This is a genomic window from Faecalicatena sp. Marseille-Q4148 (assembly GCA_018228665.1).
Lineage (GTDB): Bacteria > Bacillota > Clostridia > Lachnospirales > Lachnospiraceae > UBA9414.
Window position 1 is genome coordinate 1,976,465 of sequence record CP073692.1, and the last position, 18,693, is coordinate 1,995,157.

13 protein-coding genes and 1 other annotated feature are annotated in these 18,693 nt (G+C 40.7%); of the genes, 2 read left to right on the forward strand and 11 right to left on the reverse strand.

The window, feature by feature from the left end:
- Nucleotide 1: 1 nt before the first annotated feature.
- The 10 genes from KFE17_09470 to KFE17_09515 all read right to left on the reverse strand — a co-directional run bounded on the left by KFE17_09470 (nucleotide 2) and on the right by KFE17_09515 (nucleotide 13,648).
- Nucleotides 2–3,844 (reverse strand): DNA-directed RNA polymerase subunit beta, encoded by a 3,843-nt coding sequence (locus KFE17_09470; protein ID QUO31114.1) that lies wholly within the window; start codon nucleotides 3,842–3,844, stop codon nucleotides 2–4.
- Between the two features lie 393 nt (nucleotides 3,845–4,237).
- Nucleotides 4,238–4,612: a 50S ribosomal protein L7/L12 gene (gene rplL, locus KFE17_09475; protein ID QUO31115.1), complete on the reverse strand. Its 375-nt coding sequence runs from the start codon at nucleotides 4,610–4,612 to the stop codon at nucleotides 4,238–4,240.
- 54 nt (nucleotides 4,613–4,666) lie between these two features.
- Nucleotides 4,667–5,197, reverse strand: coding sequence for a 50S ribosomal protein L10 (locus KFE17_09480; GenBank protein ID QUO31116.1), 531 nt, complete (start codon nucleotides 5,195–5,197; stop codon nucleotides 4,667–4,669).
- 28 nt (nucleotides 5,198–5,225) lie between these two features.
- Nucleotides 5,226–5,366: a sequence feature (ribosomal protein L10 leader region), on the reverse strand.
- A 129-nt stretch (nucleotides 5,367–5,495) separates the two neighbouring features.
- Nucleotides 5,496–6,326 carry a helix-turn-helix transcriptional regulator gene (locus KFE17_09485; protein QUO31117.1) on the reverse strand — a complete coding sequence of 277 codons (831 nt, stop codon included), beginning with the start codon at nucleotides 6,324–6,326 and terminating at the stop codon, nucleotides 5,496–5,498.
- Nucleotides 6,327–6,394: 68 nt separating this feature from the next.
- Nucleotides 6,395–6,877 (reverse strand): methylated-DNA--[protein]-cysteine S-methyltransferase, encoded by a 483-nt coding sequence (locus tag KFE17_09490; protein QUO33682.1) that lies wholly within the window; start codon nucleotides 6,875–6,877, stop codon nucleotides 6,395–6,397.
- Between the two features lie 116 nt (nucleotides 6,878–6,993).
- Nucleotides 6,994–9,183, reverse strand: a complete 2,190-nt coding sequence (locus KFE17_09495) for an alpha-galactosidase (GenBank protein QUO31118.1) — start codon at nucleotides 9,181–9,183, stop codon at nucleotides 6,994–6,996.
- Nucleotides 9,174–10,631 carry a sucrose phosphorylase gene (gene gtfA / locus KFE17_09500; protein ID QUO31119.1) on the reverse strand — a complete coding sequence of 486 codons (1,458 nt, stop codon included), beginning with the start codon at nucleotides 10,629–10,631 and terminating at the stop codon, nucleotides 9,174–9,176. The genes KFE17_09495 and gtfA overlap by 10 nt, the downstream gene beginning before the upstream one ends.
- A gap of 7 nt (nucleotides 10,632–10,638) precedes the next feature.
- The gene (locus KFE17_09505; protein QUO31120.1) at nucleotides 10,639–11,478 is read right to left on the reverse strand and encodes a carbohydrate ABC transporter permease; all 840 of its coding nucleotides are present in this window, start codon (nucleotides 11,476–11,478) and stop codon (nucleotides 10,639–10,641) included.
- On the reverse strand, nucleotides 11,478–12,353 hold the full coding sequence (locus KFE17_09510; protein ID QUO31121.1) for a sugar ABC transporter permease: 876 nt from the start codon (nucleotides 12,351–12,353) through the stop codon (nucleotides 11,478–11,480). Before KFE17_09510 ends, KFE17_09505 begins: the two co-directional genes overlap by 1 nt.
- A complete protein-coding gene (locus tag KFE17_09515; protein ID QUO31122.1) occupies nucleotides 12,350–13,648 on the reverse strand; it encodes an extracellular solute-binding protein in 1,299 nt (432 codons plus the stop codon). Before KFE17_09515 ends, KFE17_09510 begins: the two co-directional genes overlap by 4 nt.
- Before the next feature lie 174 nt (nucleotides 13,649–13,822).
- Here KFE17_09515 and KFE17_09520 point away from each other — a divergent pair, with 174 nt between their 5' ends.
- The gene (locus tag KFE17_09520) at nucleotides 13,823–14,671 is read left to right on the forward strand and encodes an AraC family transcriptional regulator (GenBank protein QUO31123.1); all 849 of its coding nucleotides are present in this window, start codon (nucleotides 13,823–13,825) and stop codon (nucleotides 14,669–14,671) included.
- A 150-nt stretch (nucleotides 14,672–14,821) separates the two neighbouring features.
- Nucleotides 14,822–16,576: an IS1182 family transposase gene (locus KFE17_09525; protein QUO33683.1), complete on the forward strand. Its 1,755-nt coding sequence runs from the start codon at nucleotides 14,822–14,824 to the stop codon at nucleotides 16,574–16,576.
- 381 nt (nucleotides 16,577–16,957) lie between these two features.
- On the opposite strand, the gene KFE17_09530 is transcribed toward KFE17_09525, so the two are convergent.
- Nucleotides 16,958–18,673 carry a DUF262 domain-containing protein gene (locus tag KFE17_09530; GenBank protein QUO31124.1) on the reverse strand — a complete coding sequence of 572 codons (1,716 nt, stop codon included), beginning with the start codon at nucleotides 18,671–18,673 and terminating at the stop codon, nucleotides 16,958–16,960.
- Between the last annotated feature and the right edge of the window lie 20 nt (nucleotides 18,674–18,693).

The following is an 18,693-nucleotide window of genomic DNA, read 5'->3' on the forward strand; positions in this document are numbered from 1 at the left end:
TCTATTCTTCGTCGAGAATATCATCAAAATCGTCAGCTTCGTCAAAATCTTCCGGGAAATCTTCTTCTACATCAACAAGCTCTTCTCCATCGAATTCCTGCTGACTGAATCCGTGTTCTCCGTACTGCTCTTCTTTGCGGAAGCCTTTATCTCCCTCAATGATTGAACGCAGATCTGTCTCGCCGTAATCTGACGCCTCCATGATCTCGACCTCTGTATTGTCCTCTCTGAGAACACGAACATCCAGTCCGAGAGACTGAAGCTCTTTCAGCAATACCTTGAAGGATTCCGGAATACCCGGCTCAGGGATATTATCACCTTTGATGATCGCCTCATAAGTCTTCACACGTCCGACAACATCGTCAGATTTTACAGTCAGGATTTCCTGTAATGTGTAAGATGCACCATAAGCCTCAAGTGCCCAAACCTCCATCTCACCGAAACGCTGTCCACCGAACTGTGCTTTACCACCGAGCGGCTGCTGTGTAACTAATGAGTAAGGACCTGTAGAACGTGCATGGATCTTATCATCTACCAGGTGATGAAGCTTCAGGTAATGCATGTGTCCAATTGTTACCGGACTGTCAAAATATTCTCCGGTACGTCCGTCTCTTAAACGAACTTTACCATCGCGTGACAGCGGTACGCCTTTCCACAGTTTTCTGTGTTCTCTGTTCTCATACAGATAATCAAGTACCTCCGGCAATAATTCTTCGCCATGTTTGTTCTTGAATTCATCCCATTCAAGGTTTACATAGTCATTTGCCAGATCAAGTGTATCCATAATATCAATTTCGTTTGCACCATCGAATACCGGTGTTGCAATATTAAATCCAAGTGCTTTTGATGCAAGACTTAAGTGGATCTCAAGCACCTGTCCGATGTTCATACGTGAAGGCACACCAAGTGGGTTCAACACGATGTCCAGCGGACGTCCGTTCGGAAGGAACGGCATATCTTCTACCGGAAGTACACGGGAAACAACACCCTTGTTACCGTGACGGCCGGCCATTTTATCTCCAACAGAGATCTTTCTCTTCTGTGCAATGTAAATGCGGACTGCCTGATTTACTCCCGGAGACAGTTCATCTCCATTCTCTCTTGTAAATACTTTCGCATCCACAACAATTCCGTATTCTCCATGCGGTACTTTCAGAGAAGTATCTCTTACTTCGCGGGCTTTCTCGCCGAAGATTGCACGAAGCAGTCTCTCTTCTGCTGTCAGCTCTGTCTCTCCCTTCGGAGTTACTTTACCAACAAGAATGTCTCCTGCGCGCACCTCTGCACCGATACGGATGATACCTCTGTCATCCAGATCTTTCAGCGCATCATCGCCCACACCCGGAATATCTCTTGTGATTTCTTCCGGTCCGAGCTTTGTATCACGGGCTTCTGCTTCATATTCTTCGATATGAACAGATGTATAAACATCATCCTGAACAAGTCTCTCACTCAAGAGAACCGCATCCTCGTAGTTATAACCTTCCCATGTCATGAAACCGATCAATGGGTTCTTACCAAGCGCAAGCTCTCCATTCGATGTAGAAGGACCGTCGGCAATTACCTGTCCTGCCTCTACCCGTTCGCCTTTGAATACGATCGGTCTCTGATTGTAGCAGTTGCTCTGGTTGCTTCGCATGAATTTTGTCAGCTTGTATACTTTCTTTGTTCCGTCATCGTGACGAATCGTGATCGCATTCGAGCAAGAACGCTCTACAACTCCGGCCTCTTCCGCAACAACACATACGCCTGAGTCAACTGCTGCCTTTGCTTCCATACCTGTTCCGACTACCGGAGCTTCTGTTGTCAGAAGCGGCACTGCCTGACGCTGCATGTTTGATCCCATGAGCGCACGGTTCGCATCATCATTTTCAAGGAATGGAATCAGGGCTGTAGCAACAGAGAATACCATCTTCGGAGACACGTCCATGTAATCGAACATTGTACGTTCATACTCCTGTGTCTCTTCTCTGTAACGACCGGAAACATTCTTACGGATAAAATGTCCTTCTTCGTCCAGCGGCTCATTCGCCTGTGCTACATGGTAATTATCCTCTTCATCTGCTGTCATATAAACAACTTCTTCTGTGACACGCGGATTCTTCGGATCTGTTTTATCAATCTTTCTGTATGGCGCTTCAACAAAACCATACTCGTTAATTCTCGCATAAGTAGCAAGGGAGTTGATAAGACCGATGTTCGGACCTTCAGGTGTCTCAATCGGACACATTCTTCCATAGTGAGAATAGTGAACGTCTCGAACCTCGAATCCGGCACGATCTCTTGAAAGACCTCCCGGTCCAAGTGCGGAAAGACGTCTCTTATGTGTCAGCTCACCAAGCGGGTTGTTCTGATCCATGAACTGTGACAGCTGAGAAGAACCGAAGAATTCTTTCACGGCTGCTGTAACCGGTTTAATGTTGATCAGAGACTGTGGAGAAATTCCTTCCAGATCCTGTGTTGTCATTCGCTCACGAACAACTCTTTCCAGTCTTGAAAGACCGATTCTGTACTGGTTCTGAAGAAGTTCTCCAACCGCACGGATACGTCTGTTTCCTAAGTGGTCGATATCATCGTCATTGCCCAAACCATATTCCAGATGCATATTGTAGTTAATAGAAGCAAGAATATCTTCCTTTGTAATGTGCTTCGGAACAAGTTCATGCATATTCTTATGAATTGCTTCTTTTAACTCGTCGATATCGCCTGCTGTCTCTTCAAGAAGCTGTGCAAGTACCGGATAGTAAACAAGCTCTGCCACTCCCACTTCTGCCGGATCGATATCTACAATCTTATCAAGCTCTACCGCCATATTAGACAGCACTTTGATATTGCGCTCTTCGCCTTCAATCCAGACAAACGGAACAGCTGCGTTCTGAATCGCATCTGCCTTTTCCTTTGTGACTTCTTCACCCTTTTCAGCAATTACTTCTCCTGTCAGAGGGCTCACTACATCATCTGCAAGAACATGTCCGGTAATACGGTTTCTAAGAAGCAGTTTTTTATTGAATTTATAACGTCCTACTTTCGCAAGATCATAACGTCTTGCGTCAAAGAACATACTTGTGATCAGACTTTCTGCACTGTCTACTGCAAGCGGCTCGCCCGGACGGATCTTCTTATATAATTCCAGAAGACCTTCCTGGTAATTCTCAGCAGTATCCTTTCCAAAGCTTGCCAGAATCTTCGGTTCTTCGCCGAATAATTCCAGAATCTCAGCATTAGTGCCGATTCCAAGTGCACGGATCAGAACTGTAACCGGCACCTTTCTTGTTCTGTCAACACGTACATAGAAAACGTCATTAGAGTCTGTCTCATATTCAAGCCATGCACCACGGTTCGGAATAACTGTGGAAGAATATAATTTTTTACCAATCTTATCATGAGAAATCGCATAGTAAATACCAGGAGAACGAACCAGCTGGCTGACGATAACACGCTCAGCTCCATTGATTACGAATGTACCTGTCTTTGTCATGATCGGCAGGTCTCCCATAAAAATCTCATGTTCATTAATTTCGTCTGTTTCCTTATTATAGAGTCTTACTTTCACCTTCAGAGGTGCTGCGTAAGTAGCGTCGCGCTCTTTACATTCTTCGATCGTGTACTTTGCATCTTCTTCACAGAATGTAAAATCTACAAATTCCAAACTTAAATGACCGCTGTAGTCGGCAATTGGTGAAATATCTTCAAATACTTCTTTCAATCCATAATCCAGAAACCATTTATAAGAATCTTTCTGGACTTCAATTAAATTCGGCATCTGTAATACTTCTTTTTGTCGGGAATAGCTCATTCGCATGCTTTTTCCACTATTGATGGGACGAATTCTGTTTTTCTCCATTGACGTTTCACTCCTTATATATTTTTCCTCTCCCTTGATGTAAACGCCCTGTTTATCGGGTTTTTCCATCAAAAAAGGATTTGTACTACCTGTTTAATCGCAAATTTATGGCATGATTTTCCACAATAATGCAACTTATAATATAGCACAAATCTGTCAAGACTGTCAATATATATTTTCACATTTTTAAAATATTTTTGAAATAAATTCCGAGATATTCCGATATGTATGATCCAACAGGATTCTATATGGCTTATGATAGGATTCTGACATCATTTTCTTCCAAAATAATAATAGAAATTTCTTGAGCCGGGCTTCCTTATAGCCCCTGCACCACTTTGAAAAGAAAAGCAGGTCCCATTTGGAACCTGCTTTATAAATCTAAAGGTTAGATTATTTTAATGTAACTTCTGCACCTTCTGCTTCTAATTTAGCTTTGATTTCTTCAGCTTCTGCTTTAGAAACGCCTTCTTTGATTGCTTTTGGAGCTCCGTCAACTACTTCTTTAGCTTCTTTTAATCCAAGTCCTGTGATTTCACGAACAACTTTGATTACTTTAACTTTAGAAGCACCAGCTGCTGTTAATTCAACTGTGAACTCATCTTTTTCTTCTGCTGCTGCAGCTTCTCCGCCTGCTGCTGCAACTACTACACCTGCTGCTGCAGATACACCAAATTCTTCTTCACATGCTTTTACTAATTCGTTTAATTCTAATACAGATAATTCTTTGATAGCTTCAATAAATTCAGCTGTTGTTAATTTTGCCATTTTATTTACCTCCGTTAATTTTAGGGTTCTTTTTAAATTGATTACATTTTGTAATTATTCAGCTGCAGGAGCTTCTGCCGGTGCTGCTTCACAATTCTCTGCTCCGCCTTTTTCAGCGATCTGATTAAGAACACGAGCAAGATTTGTAACTGGTGACTGTAAGCTTCCAAGTAATTTGGAAATAAGCTCGTCTCTTGAAGGAATCTTGGATAACTCTGTTAAACCGTTTACATCGTAAACTTCTCCTTCAACCACACCTGCTTTTAACTCTAATGCTTTCGCATCTTTTGCGAACTTGCAAAGGATTCTTGCCGGAGCTGTTGCATCATCTTTAGAAATTGCAATAGCGCTCGGTCCGTTTAAGAACTCGTCTAATCCAGCGAACTCTGTTCCTTCAAAAGCTCTTCTCATCATTGTGTTTTTGCAAACTTTGTAGATCACACCAGCTTCTCTTAACTGTTTACGAAGAGCTGTATCTTCTGTTACAGTAAGTCCACGGTAGTCAACTAACACAACAGATGCAGCATCTTTGATGTCTTCTGCAATTGCTGCTACTACTGGCTGTTTTAACTCAACTTTTGCCATGATTAGTGCACCTCCTTATAGATTTTGCACTGCCAAAAAAAGAACTTCCACGCCCTCGGACCTGGAAGTTCTGTAAATTCTCATAAATCGAATTCAAATCTTCCTCGGTAGGCGTCATCACCTTATGCCTTACGGCACCTACTGTCTTCGGCAGCTTTCTAAAATAGACTAACATAATGTTATTCGCTTGTCAAGGAATTTTTTCTTTTTTCTTTACATCTTTTTTATTTACCCGAAATTTTCTCTGAAAAATTTCTCTCAGACAGGGGCTGCTTAAAACTCCTCCTGTCATCCATCTCTATTTCAGATATTTCGTCGGAGCACTCCCGGTTACCCGCTTAAACACCGTACTGAAATAATTCTGATCTGCAAATCCAAGCATCTGAGCTGTCTGGCTCACACTCTTCCCTTCTTCCAGCAAGCGGATCGCTCTCCGGATTTTAATTTGATTAAAGTATGTCATCAAACCGATTCCTGCATATCTGGAAAATGTCTTCTTTACCGCAGCCTCACTCATCTGACAAAGTTCCGCCACTTTCCCCAGCGTCAGCCGCTCTTCCAAATGTTCTTCTAATACCTGGACAATCTTTCGGTAATTTTCTGCTCCCGAGGAAACATAAGGCAGCACTGTCGATGTATTCTCCTGCAGCGCTTTCAGAAGAAGCATTTCAAACTGTGCCACATAACGATGCGCTTCTATCTCTGCTCCCGCTTTGATCTTATGAATCATCAACCCCTGTTCCACTTCAAAAACATCATCCCGCGCCTGCATTAATCTGCTCAGAGTATCCAATTCTTCTTCCTTCAGCGCAAAACGTCTTTCTTTCATATCCGGCATCACATCTGCTGCAAAGGAAATCACAGCAATATGGGGGCGTGTTTTCCGCTCTGCCCATAACCGGTGAAATTCCATCGGCTTGTGAAGTACCGCCTGTCCTCGTTCTAACAGAAATACATCTTCTCCTGCCGTCACACCGAGTACACCATCCAGCACACAGACAAACTCCCAAAAATCATGAGTTTCCCCGCCAAAATAATAATCTTCCTGGTAGATTGCCTCAAAAATTGTGAAAACGGATGTAAGTCGGATGCATTTATCCACAACGCACCCTTTCATTGTCTTCTTCATCCACACTCTCTCCCTATACTATCCACATACTGTTCATATACATAAGCACATCCCCATGCTGTCCGTTATCATTGATATCTTCTTTCCAGCTCCAAAAGATATTTCTTTACCTCAACTCCGCAGGCAAAACCTGAAATATCTCCATTCTTATGGATCACTCTATGACATGGAGTTACTATCAGAAGTGGATTCCGATTGTTTGCCTGTCCAACTGCCCGCACCGCCTTCGGATTTCCGATTGCCATTGCTATCTCCTGATAACTTCTTGTCTCTCCGTAAGGAATTTCCCTAAGCGCAGCCCAAACCTGCTTTTGAAAATCGGTTCCTCCTTCCCGGATAGGAAGCTGAAACTCCCGGCGACGCCCTTCAAAATATTCTCGCAGCTGACAGTATATCTCATACAAAAGATCCGAATGCTGTAAGTGTGAGATCTTCTGATTGACACTTATCACGCCGTTTCTCTGCTCCAGATGTACTTTGCTTACGCTGTCTTTTTCTGTCGCTATTGTCAAATATCCTATCGGACTTTGAAATGTATACGTTTCCGTCATTTCTATCTCTTTCAATTCCGTTTCACCGCCTCGATTACATTTCTGTTTTCTTCGAGTATATCGCATAACAGCCAAAAAAGAAAGAACAACCGCAGTCTCTGCATCACCACTCAGTATTATATTTTCTCCAGATAATATTCAAACGCTGCATCATCGCCTTTCACAGCAGGAAGAAGAAGACCTCCTGCCAGAAGCGCTTTTCCACTGATAGCTTTCTCCTTTGTCCCGCCTTTCACAAACTGATAACTTGCGTTCTCATCCAGTCCCTGAAGCGTGATCCGATGTCGAAGGACATTGGACTTTGCTCGAAATACTACCCCCTGCACAAGAACTTTACACTGATCTTCCGAGACAAATGCCCACGCCGCCAGTTCGTCCTGATACGGATTGCTCAGCCGGTAATAGCGCCCTTGATAAATCAAGTCCTGGTATTTCTTATAATTTGCTGTCTGCTCTGCAACCTTCTTCTTTTCCTCTTGACTCAACGTATTCAGATCAAGTTCATAACCAAAACTGCCCGCCATTGCCACTGTCCCCCTTGTATCAAGAGACGTGATCCGCCCTGTCTGATGATTCGGCACTGCCGATACGTGAGAACCGACTGCAGATGCCGGATAAAAGAAACTTGTTCCATACTGGATAAATGTTCTGTCATGTGCATCTGTATTGTCACTGCACCAGATCTGAGGGCAATAATATAACATTCCGGCATCAAATCTTCCTCCGCCTCCGCTGCAGCCCTCAAACAGTACATTTGGAAATTCACTTGTCAGACGTTCCAGAAGTTCATAAACCCCAAGCACATATCTGTGCGGCATCTCTTTCTGACGTTCTGCCGGAAGGACAGACGTATACCAGTCAGAAATACTGCGGTTCATATCCCATTTCACATATTCAATCCGGTTCTCTCTCAAAATACTGCTAATAGACTCATACAGATATTCCACCACATCCGGGTTTGCCATATCAAGTACAAGCTGGTATCTGCTGCGCATCGGATTTCTTCCTGGAATGCGAATAGCCCAGTCTGGGTGAGTGCGGTAAAGATCGCTGTCTTCCGAAATCATTTCCGGTTCAAACCATAGCCCGAATTTCATTCCCATTGCATTGATCTTCTTCACAAGCGCTCCCAGGCCGCCTTTTAGCTTCTTCTCATTTACCTTCCAATCCCCAAGTCCGGATATATCAGTATCCCGTTTTCCAAACCATCCGTCGTCCAGCACCATCATATCAATACCAAGCTCCGATGCCTGCTTTGCGATCTGCTCTATTGCTTTTTCATCAAAATCAAAATACGTCGCTTCCCAGTTATTGATTAACACTGGGCGCTTTGACAACTGATAACTTCCTCTGCATACATGATGACGGATTACATGATGAAACTGCTGCGATAACTTTGCCATTCCATGTTCTGAATAGGACAGAATCACTTCCGGCGCTCGAAATTCCTGTCCTGGTTCTAGCATCCACGAAAATGTATCCGGATGGATCCCCATTACCATTCTTGTCTGTCCAAGTTGATCTTTCTCAATCTGCGTCTGGAATCCACCGCTGTACATCAGCAGCGCCCCCATACATTCACCCACTGTTTCCGTGCAGTTTTTCTCACAGAGCAGCACTGCTGGATTCTGTTGATGACTTGAAGTCCCTCTCGTACTGCTGCTCTCCTGAATACCATAGAACACAGGAAGCCGTTCTGTCTGACGCTCCATCGTATGTCTTCCCTGAAAATGTATCCACTCCCAATCTCCATATGGGATATCCATACAAAGACTGTGCACACGTTCAAGCACTATCGGAGTATTCCCCTTATTTCTGACAAACACACTTCTCGTAATCACATCTTCTTTTTCTAGCACACCATAGAGAAGCACCACTTCTGTCTCGGACGCTGTATCCTTCAGATAAATTTCCAGTGTTTCTGATTCTGACTCTTCTGCATACACCGCCGGAAGTCCCGGAATACTATATTTTCCTTTCCGGATAGAATACCTCTGAAATCGCAAGTCCAACGCCTGGCTTCCATCCTTATGTACAACTGTCACAGCCGGTACCCGAAAATCTCCCGTTCCGCCCCCCGCATACTCAAGAGGCATCGTATTCAGTGAGTACGTTCTGTCATGTTCTGCTTCATAAATATTTCCTGCGAATCCCACATCCGGATAATCCAGAAGATATTCCATACACTCTTCTGTCTTTTTCCCATACCACAAGTGTTTCAGCACCCCGAATACATCCGCCTTCATTTGATAAAGTGTATTTTCTGTTTCCAGAGAAAACACATGCTCATTTACTGTTATTGCCATACTGTCATTTCCTTTCCATTTTCATAACACTCTCCGTATCTGGTAATCACAAACCCATATGATCCTAGATCCGCCGACAGTCTGATCCGATTTTCCTTATAAGTTCTCGTAATCACAAGCTGCTCTCCTGCCGTTTCTACCTGAATTTCCCCCTCCAGATGAAATGCCGGGTCTGTATTCCGAAGTTCCATAAGCGCTTTCAATTTCTGCACAACCGGACGGCTCTGTTCTTTCCCAATCTCCTCAAGCGTATAATAGTGACGGTTAATGTCCCGTCCATTTTTTGTCTTCTCCATCAATTCCAGATCATTTTCTCCGGCAAGAAGCCCCACATAATACACTTGTGGAATTCCCGGTGCAAAAAACTGAATTGCTCTCGCCAGCAGGTAAGCATCATCCCTGTTACCAAGCGCCGAATAATATGTTGTATTCACTTGATACACATCCAGATTATTGTACGCTTCCGAGCTATAGATTTTCTTTACATTCGCCCCCTGACGATACATTTGTTCTTTTACCGTCTCAACCGCCTCATCCGGAAGCAGATCCTTCACGTCCACAATTCCGATTCCATCATGGGTATCCAAAGTCGTAAACTGTTTCATCGGACACATTTCCAACCATCGTTTCAAATAAACTCCTGTATGATTGTAAAGTCCATGAAGCGTCAGTACCGGCAGCGCAAAATCATAGATCCAGAACCCCTGCCTTGCAATTTTCATCGGTATTGTATAGTGCTCGTGAATTTCCGGCAGAATTTCCACGTCATGCTTTTGGACAATTTTCTCAATTGCATGAAGCAGTTCCCAGATATCAGGTTCCACAAAAAAGCAGTTCGTATCCTCTTTTTTGACCGCATAGGCAAATGCATCCAGACGAATCATCGCTGCTCCTTTCTGACACATATCTTCCAGTGTTTCTTTGATAAATGCCTTCACAGCCTCTTTTCTCACATCCAGATCAATCTGTTCTTCGCAGAACGTACACCATATCTTCTCTCTTGTCCCATCCTGAAATTCCACCTCCAGATATGGCGCTCTCGGTTTTCTTTTATAAATCTTATCCAACTGTTCTTTTGTCGGAGCTCCGTTTGTCCAGAAATCTTCATACCGGATAAAAAAATCCCGATAAGGAGATGCATCTTTTCTTTTCACAAAATCCCTGAAATACTCTGATGACGCTGAGATATGATTTACCATAAAATCAAACATCAGATAATATGCTTTCCCGATTGCCTCAATCTCCTCATAAGTTCCAAACGATTCATCCACCACATCATACCGCATCGGTGCAAATCCCCGATCGGCCGAAGATGGAAAAAATGGCAGAATGTGAACTCCTCCCACCGCATCTTTGTAGTAGGTATTCAACGCCTGATGCAGTTCTTTCAAGTTCTTTCCCATGCTGTCCGCATATGTAATTAACATAATTTTATTTTCAAGCTTCATCTTATCTCTATCCTTTCACTGCGCCGTTTGCCACACCATTTAAAATCTGTTTCTGGCAAATTACATAAAAGATCAGAATCGGAATCAACGCCAGAATATATGATGCAAATGCCAGATTATAATTTGTTCCAAACTGTGTCTGGAAATTCAACTGTGCCAGCGGAAGTGTATTCTGCCCCGTTCCCGCCATAATAACAAGCGGCGTCATCACATCATTCCATGTACCGAGAGCTGTCAGGATTGCAACTGTTGCGTGCATCGGCATCATCATCGGAAAAATAATCTGCCAGTATGTTTTCCAGGCGCTCGCTCCATCAATATCTGCCGCCTCTTCCAGAGCCTCCGGTATATTTTTCAAATACCCTGTATAGAGCAATACATTCATCGGCATATAAAATACGAGATACAAAAGAATTACTCCTGCACGATTTCCAAGTCCCATCTGCGATGTCTGTTTCACAAGCGGCATCATCAAAATAGAGAACGGAACAAACATTCCACTTACAATATACAAATAAATTACCCGGAAACTTTTCTTTTTTGCCATTCCTCTTCCAATCACATAGCCGGCAAGCGAATGGATCAGAATTGCCAACACGATTGTCGCAATCGTAATCAGTAAACTATTTCCGAGAGAATGCCAAAAATCTGTTACTTCCATCGCCTGACGAAAATTTTCTAAACTCCATCTTTCCGGAAACGCCAGTGCCCCGGCCACATCATTCGTCATTTCGCTCGGCTGTTTAAATGCAATCATAATTGCCATATAAAGAGGGAAGAACACCGTTACTGTTCCAAGCAGCAATACAATCGTTAACATCCAATTTGTTTTTTTCTTTTTTTGCATTATAACTGTTCCTCCTTTTTCCCCATGACCGTCATCTGAAAAATAGAAATCGCCACGATGACAACAAAAAACAGTACCGCATTTGCACTTTGGAATCCAAACTGACCTCCATCCATACCATTTTTATAAATTAGATAAGAAATAGATTCGGTGCTCTGTGCCGGTCCTCCCTTTGTCAAAGACATAATCTGATCAAATACCATCAAAAAATTCTTCGTACTCAATACAAGATTGATTGTCACAAACGGCATTACAAGAGGAAATGTCACCTTCCAGAATTCTTTCCATTTTCCAGCGCCATCCAACATGCTTGCCTCATAAACATCCGACGGAACTGTTTGCAGACCAGAAATATAAATAATCGTATTCATCGCAACTGCCTGCCACACTCCAACGATCAGCACACCGATCCATGCATACTTTTCACTTGCAAGAATACTATCCTGCAGAAATCCGATCTGAAACGCATCTCCGACTGTCGGAAGGATATATGTAAAAATAAAACTGAAAATATATCCGATCACAAGTCCTCCAAGAATATTCGGTACAAAATAAATACCGCGAAGCGCACTTTTAAAACGAATTTGACTATTCAGTCCCAGAGCCATAATCAAACTCAGCGCATTTACAAAAACCGTTCCCACCAGCGCATATTTAAATGTAAACAAATAGCTTTTGCCTACTCTTGCATCCGTAAACAAGTCGATATAATTCCGCAGTCCTACATATTCATAGGAACCATAGCCTTTATAATTCGTAAAACTATAAACAACTCCTTTTAGCATCGGCAGCGTATTGAACATAAAGAACAATAGCACTACCGGTATCACAATTGCCAGAAATGTCTTATCCCGGTTACTCATTTTCTTTTTCATTGCGCATCCTCCATCTCTTTTTGATACTCCTGTACTTTGCGGATCAAATCTCTGTTATAGCGTTTCCATTCCGTATCAAACCGTTCCAGAAATTTATCTGTCGCATCCTCACTTTCATCCAGCAGATACGTCTGGATCATCGCATCCACACTCATCTCACTCGGATAGTGATGGTCTTGAAAATCTGCCATTTTATCATTCTCAATATAATCCCTCATTCCCTCCAGTTCATTCGGAATCGTAAATGCACCTTCTTTACAGGCAATACCGCCCTGATCTTCCAAATAGATCTGAATCACTTCATCTTCATACAGAAAACGAAGCACTTCATAGACTGCCTCCTTCTGTTCTGTATTTTTCATAACACAAAACTGAAGGTCGATTCCTGAATTCAATACATTTTCCTCCACTGAAGAATTTGCCGGAAACACAAATGAATCAATCTCCATCTCGGGATTCACTGACCGGATCTGAGGAATTGCATAGCTTCCGATCGGATACATAGCAGATTCCCCCCTGGCAAATGCAGTGCAGGCATCATTATAGCTATAGGCATACGGATTCGGTTCTGCATATGCGAGAAGTTTTTTTATTTTCTCAGCTGTTTCCCGATAAGCCATTGCAAATGTTGTCTCACCTTGATTTACCTGGCTGCAAGTATCCGAATCGGCAAGACCAACCGCCAGAGCGTTCCACGGTGCCAGACACGTCCACACATCTTTAAAACCGAAATACAGCGGCTGTATCCCACTGCTTTGAATCTGATCACACAACTCAGTAAATTCTTCCCATGTTTCCGGAATTTCCCAACCATGTTCCCGAAACATCTCTTTGTTATAGAGGATTCCAGCCGCATTTGCCGCATATGGAAGTGCATAAACGCCTTCCCTCGGAGCAAACTCCAGTTCTTTATCCATTTCAAGATAGGACTCTTTTACCTTGTCTAGTTCTTCCAACTCTGAAATATCAAGAAATAGATCCGCATCCAAAAAATTGGAATAATTAATATCCCCTCCGATTCCGATAATGTCCGGGTAATCTTCCCGGATAAATCTTGTTTTCAAAATCGTCATTGCCTCATTCGGAGAAGAAATCGTCAGATGGATATCTTCATGCGTTTCATTAAATTGTTCTTCAATTTTTTCAAACGCTTCTACCGCTTCCTGTTTATAACACACCATCTCGACTTCTGTCTGATCACTTGAAGTTTTCTCTTCACATCCTACAAGACATGCCATTCCAAGCACAGCTCCCATGATCAGAGAGAACCTTCCGACAACCTTTCTTTTTGACATATCACAAGCTCCTTTCGTATTGTTTTTTCTTCCGTTTTCATCAAACTAATAGTAACATACCTTTATGCTATCAGAAAATAGCAGTATTTTTCTTGTTTTATACCACAATACAACTTTTTATGTTATAATAGCAATTAAAGACGCATTAAGGTATATTTGCTGAAAGGAGCCATTATGAGCAATATATTTTTTCATATTTTTCCCCATGAAAATTTTATTGATCTTGGTATGTATCAGTATGGATATGAACAGTGTGACCCCGGTCATTCCTTTGGTCCCGTGGCCAGAAACCACTATCTTTTCCACTATATTATTTCCGGAACCGGAACACTGATGGCCGATGATACAAAAGGGATTACCCAGACGTATTCCATCAAAAGCGGACAGGGCTTTCTCATTTTTCCAGGACAGATCACAACTTACTATGCTGATGAAAAACTTCCCTGGGAATATGTCTGGATTGAATTTGATGGTCTGAAAGTAAAAGAAATGCTTCAAGTAACCGCTCTTTCCCCGGATAGTCCTGTTTATCGCTCTCACTCAAAAGATCTGCGGGAAGAAATGATGAAAGAAATGCTCTACATCACACATCATACAGAGGAATCTCCTTTCCATTTGATCGGACATTTATATCTCTTTCTTGATTATTTAATCCAGTCCTCGAAACGGACCGAATCTATTTCTTCAAGCAAAATGAGCGACTATTACATTAAAGAAGCTATCCACTATATTGAGCAGAATTTTCAAAACGATATTTCCATCGAAGAGATCGCTTCTGTCTGCGGAATTAATCGAAGTTATTTTGGGAAAATATTTAAGAAATCCATCGGACGTTCTCCTCAGGAATTTTTGATGCATTACAGAATGTTAAAAGCTGCCGAATTGCTAAAGCTGACATCACTTTCTATCGCAGAAATCGGCTCTGCTGTTGGCTACGAGAATCAGCTGCACTTTTCTCGTGCCTTCAAAACAATATACGGTGTCTCCCCAAGAGAATGGAGAAATCACCAAAAACAAAAATAAGAATAAAGGGGCTGTCGGGAAATGATAGTTCCAAACAGGGGCAGATTTGACTTGTATGAGTCAAACCTGCCCCTGAAACTTTTCCATAAAAAGAGAAAAAGATGGCTAACGACAACCATCATTTTCTCCGTTCCATGTTATAATGGAACTATGCTAAACAAAGACTATTATAACGATTTTTTTGAATTAGGGCAACAGAAAATTAACTTCAGTTTCTTCGAATTGTGTTTACCAGACGACGATCCAGTCTATACCCTGAAAAAAGTGATGGAGGAGTTAGATTTTTCTGGCTTATTAGCCAATTGTTCTGATAAGGGAAGAACCGGGTACAACCCAATCATGATGTATGCTGTAGTTACTTACGCAAACATGCGTGGGATAAGAGCTGTTGACCGTATTGTAGAATTATGTGAAAGAGATCTCGCCTTTATCTGGCTTACGAAAGGTCAGAAGCCGAAACGGGATGCTTTTTATGACTTCAAGAATAAGAAACTGACCGCTGATGTACTGGATGAGCTGAATTATCAGTTTCTTCGTCGCCTGCAAAAAGAAGGATTCATCACACTAAAAAATCTTTTTATTGACGGTACAAAAATAGAAGCCAATGCGAACCGTTATACGTTTGTCTGGAGAGGAACAATCAATTATCATCTTGCAGGACTACTGGATACTATTGATTTATTGTATCAAAAGTATAACGTTTTGATTGATGAAAATGAGTATGGCATCAAATATGACATTCCCCATGCACATATATTCGTGATCGAAGGAATGGAGAAAGTACGGGATGTCATTGAAAAGAACCGAAAAAGAAAACTGACAAAACATAAAAAGTTATCCAATAATACAATCATAGAGATTGACAATTGTTCTCCGTTGGAGATACTGAAGCTCCAAAAAAATCTGATACAGATAGCAGAACAGGAACAGATTACATTTGTTTATGGAAAAGGAAAAAGAAAATCGGAAATCCAGCAGCTTTACGAAGAATTGGAAGCCTGTGGTGAACGTCTTATGGGATATAAAGAGTGTTTTGAGATCATGGGAACAGACAGAAACAGTTATTCCAAAACAGATCTGGAAGCTACTTTTATGCGGATGAAAGAGGATCATATGCTGAACGGGCAATTAAAAGCGGCATATAATGTTCAGATTGCAGTAGAGAATTATTTCATTGTCCAGACTTATGTCAGCAATGATCGGACAGATTATAATGCGTTGATTCCGGTTTTGGAAAAACATCAAAAAGCATTTGGGGATATTCTTGAGGAAGTGACAGCAGATAGCGGGTATTGCAGCGAAAGAAACCTACTGTACTTAAAAGAACATAAAATCTCCAGCTATATCAAGCTGCAGGATCATGAAAAACGGAAAACACGTGCGTATACAGAAGAAATCGGAAAGTATTACAACATGAAAACGCAGATATTTGAAGATGAGTTGTATTATATTTGCCATGACGGAAGAGAATTGCATCATATCCGAACAGAAACAAAAGCACAGACTGGTTATACACAAACCTTTGAAGTGTATGGATGTGCAGACTGCAGTGGTTGTGAACATAAAGCAAAATGTCTCTATAAATATGATGCCGAAAAAGATAGAGAGAAAAATAAAGTGATGAAGATCAACGAACAATGGGAATCTTTGAAAGAAGAATCCCATAAAAACATCCAGAGTGAGAAAGGGATCTTAAATCGTCAGATTCGTTCCATCCAGACAGAGGGACATTTTGGAGACATTAAAGAAAATGACAGTTTCCGCCGATTCAATTACCGGACATCCGAAAAAGTATATAAAGAATTCATGCTGTATGCGATTGGAAGAAATATAAATAAATACCATCGTTTTCTTCATGAAAAAATCCAAAAATTTGAGAAAAAAATCGAAGAAACAGTTGCTTAGAAAATGTGTACGTTTAAATATGCAGGTTGAGGGGTTTTTGTGCCCAAAAATACATACGAAAAAGACAAAATACGAATCTCTCATAGAAGATCAGGTGCGAAAAACACTGATTTCTAAAGGAGATTCGTATTTTGAGATTTAGAGCCTAAAAATCGGTATTAACCGACAGCCCCTTATATTTGAGTTAATATTCTGATTACAGATTATAATTACTCAATGATTGTAGCAACTTTTCCTGATCCTACTGTACGTCCGCCTTCACGATATCAGAATGGCGTGTTGCAGAGGCTAAATGGTTATTTTTCGTTCATTTTGTGCCAAAAAATGCGAATTTTTCGCTGTGTCCGTGTGGTTTTTGAAGATTTTGTTATCATGGTGTTATCACTGTTTTTTCTTTTTGCCCTGATTACCTATTTGTTCTAATTCCAATATATTATTATAAACTAATTTCGCCAAATATTTTGTTCTTTGCGAAGGATTAAATTCTTTTCCAGCATAACGCTGTTTTATCCCTCTTGCTGTACTAAAATTCGATTGCTCGTACAAATCATATTTTTCTTCCAACTTTTTGTCTTTACATAATCCATTTAATCTGCTTTCTAGTGGTATCATATTACCTATATGAGCGTTAGCCTCTCCTTGTGAATCCGGCAAAATATGTTCTATTGTAAATTCAGTAATACCAAATCTTTGCGAGACAAATTTCTCTATGATTTCCAATGTTAACTTTACTCTTTCCTTATCTTTGGAATTTCTAAAAATTTCTGTATGATTGGACCAGCCCAAATTGTTAAACGACATTTCAAACCATTCATAGCTTGGTATTTTTTTCTTCAATATTCCACCAAACTCTAATAACTTTTCATCTGAGTAGTCACTTTCAAGTGTACAAGCATATTCAATTATTGTATCACGCAAATTATTAGATTTTTCCTTTCCAATAATAGTATAGCATACAAAGAAATTATATAAATATTCCAAAGTCTGTTTATACAAAGATTCACTTAATTTTCCTAATTCCCTTTGATGTAACAAGCTTAATAACAATGGTCTGAATTGCTCTTGTCTCTTGCTTTTAAAGAAAGAATATATTCTAAATTCATAATCTAGACAATTCCCATCATCCCCTATTGTTGGTTTTATAAACTTACAATAATACTTTGCCTTTACTAATATGTCATCCAACAGATTATTGACATTTGTTCCCTTAGTTTTTTTCTGTATTATGCGATATGTTGACATTCCATCAATAATGCCATATTTATGCCACACATACTGATTTATAAATTTCTTTATGTACGCGCCTAACTCTCGTTCCATCTCTTCCCATTTTTCTTTTGCGGAATCTCTATTTTCTACTGGTTCAATATATCTCATTATATAATTCTTTAACAACTCATACTGTTCCAGTTCTTGTCCTCTCGCATTCAATATTTCAAAAATAGTGTAAGAATCTTCTTCTGTTGACGAAATAATACTAACCAAAACCATTTCAATAATTGCGTCTCTTATTTCTAAAAGTTTTTCATTCGCATTATCTTTTTCTTTTTCTAATTCATCATGAATTGATTTATAGAAAAATTTAATCGCTTCTCCAATTTTCTTATCTTTAGCTGGTGATAATATGCATGAATTCACTAATGCATCTATTGTTATATTTTCATTGCTGTTAAGCTCTACTATTCTATTTGTAATTTTTTCTAAAGACAAATGATAATCCGAAGTTAATATCGGCATTTTTTGGTTTCTGTTGTTCGTGGTCATCACATAATCAATGGTTCCCAAAAATTCGTCCTGCATTTTTCTCTCAACAAATAATTTCATTATTGCTATCAATATTAACGTAATTGTTGTTATCCTTTGTTGTCCGTCAATAATAGTATATCTAGCTATACCTTCTTTTTTGCCTTCATCCTTTAAAACAATGCTCCCTAAAAAATGTGCTTTTTTTCCAGACCTGCATGAGAAAAGTATATCCTCTAACAGCTCATCCCAATTATCCTTCTCCCATACATATCTTCTCTGATTTCTTGGAACCGAAAAAACAACTTTATTTAATAATTCTCCAACCGTTTCATCTTTTGCCTCAAATGCCATAATTCAACCTTCTCCTATCA

Coding starts and splice junctions, on each gene's coding strand:
- KFE17_09470 (QUO31114.1), bottom strand. CDS start 3,844: ATGGAGAAAAACAGAATTCGTCCCATCAATAGTGGAAAAAGCATGCGA.
- rplL (QUO31115.1), bottom strand. CDS start 4,612: ATGGCAAAATTAACAACAGCTGAATTTATTGAAGCTATCAAAGAATTA.
- KFE17_09480 (QUO31116.1), bottom strand. CDS start 5,197: ATGGCAAAAGTTGAGTTAAAACAGCCAGTAGTAGCAGCAATTGCAGAA.
- KFE17_09485 (QUO31117.1), bottom strand. CDS start 6,326: ATGAAGAAGACAATGAAAGGGTGCGTTGTGGATAAATGCATCCGACTT.
- KFE17_09490 (QUO33682.1), bottom strand. CDS start 6,877: ATGACGGAAACGTATACATTTCAAAGTCCGATAGGATATTTGACAATA.
- KFE17_09495 (QUO31118.1), bottom strand. CDS start 9,183: ATGGCAATAACAGTAAATGAGCATGTGTTTTCTCTGGAAACAGAAAAT.
- gtfA (QUO31119.1), bottom strand. CDS start 10,631: ATGAAGCTTGAAAATAAAATTATGTTAATTACATATGCGGACAGCATG.
- KFE17_09505 (QUO31120.1), bottom strand. CDS start 11,478: ATGCAAAAAAAGAAAAAAACAAATTGGATGTTAACGATTGTATTGCTG.
- KFE17_09510 (QUO31121.1), bottom strand. CDS start 12,353: ATGAAAAAGAAAATGAGTAACCGGGATAAGACATTTCTGGCAATTGTG.
- KFE17_09515 (QUO31122.1), bottom strand. CDS start 13,648: ATGTCAAAAAGAAAGGTTGTCGGAAGGTTCTCTCTGATCATGGGAGCT.
- KFE17_09520 (QUO31123.1), top strand. CDS start 13,823: ATGAGCAATATATTTTTTCATATTTTTCCCCATGAAAATTTTATTGAT.
- KFE17_09525 (QUO33683.1), top strand. CDS start 14,822: ATGCTAAACAAAGACTATTATAACGATTTTTTTGAATTAGGGCAACAG.
- KFE17_09530 (QUO31124.1), bottom strand. CDS start 18,673: ATGGCATTTGAGGCAAAAGATGAAACGGTTGGAGAATTATTAAATAAA.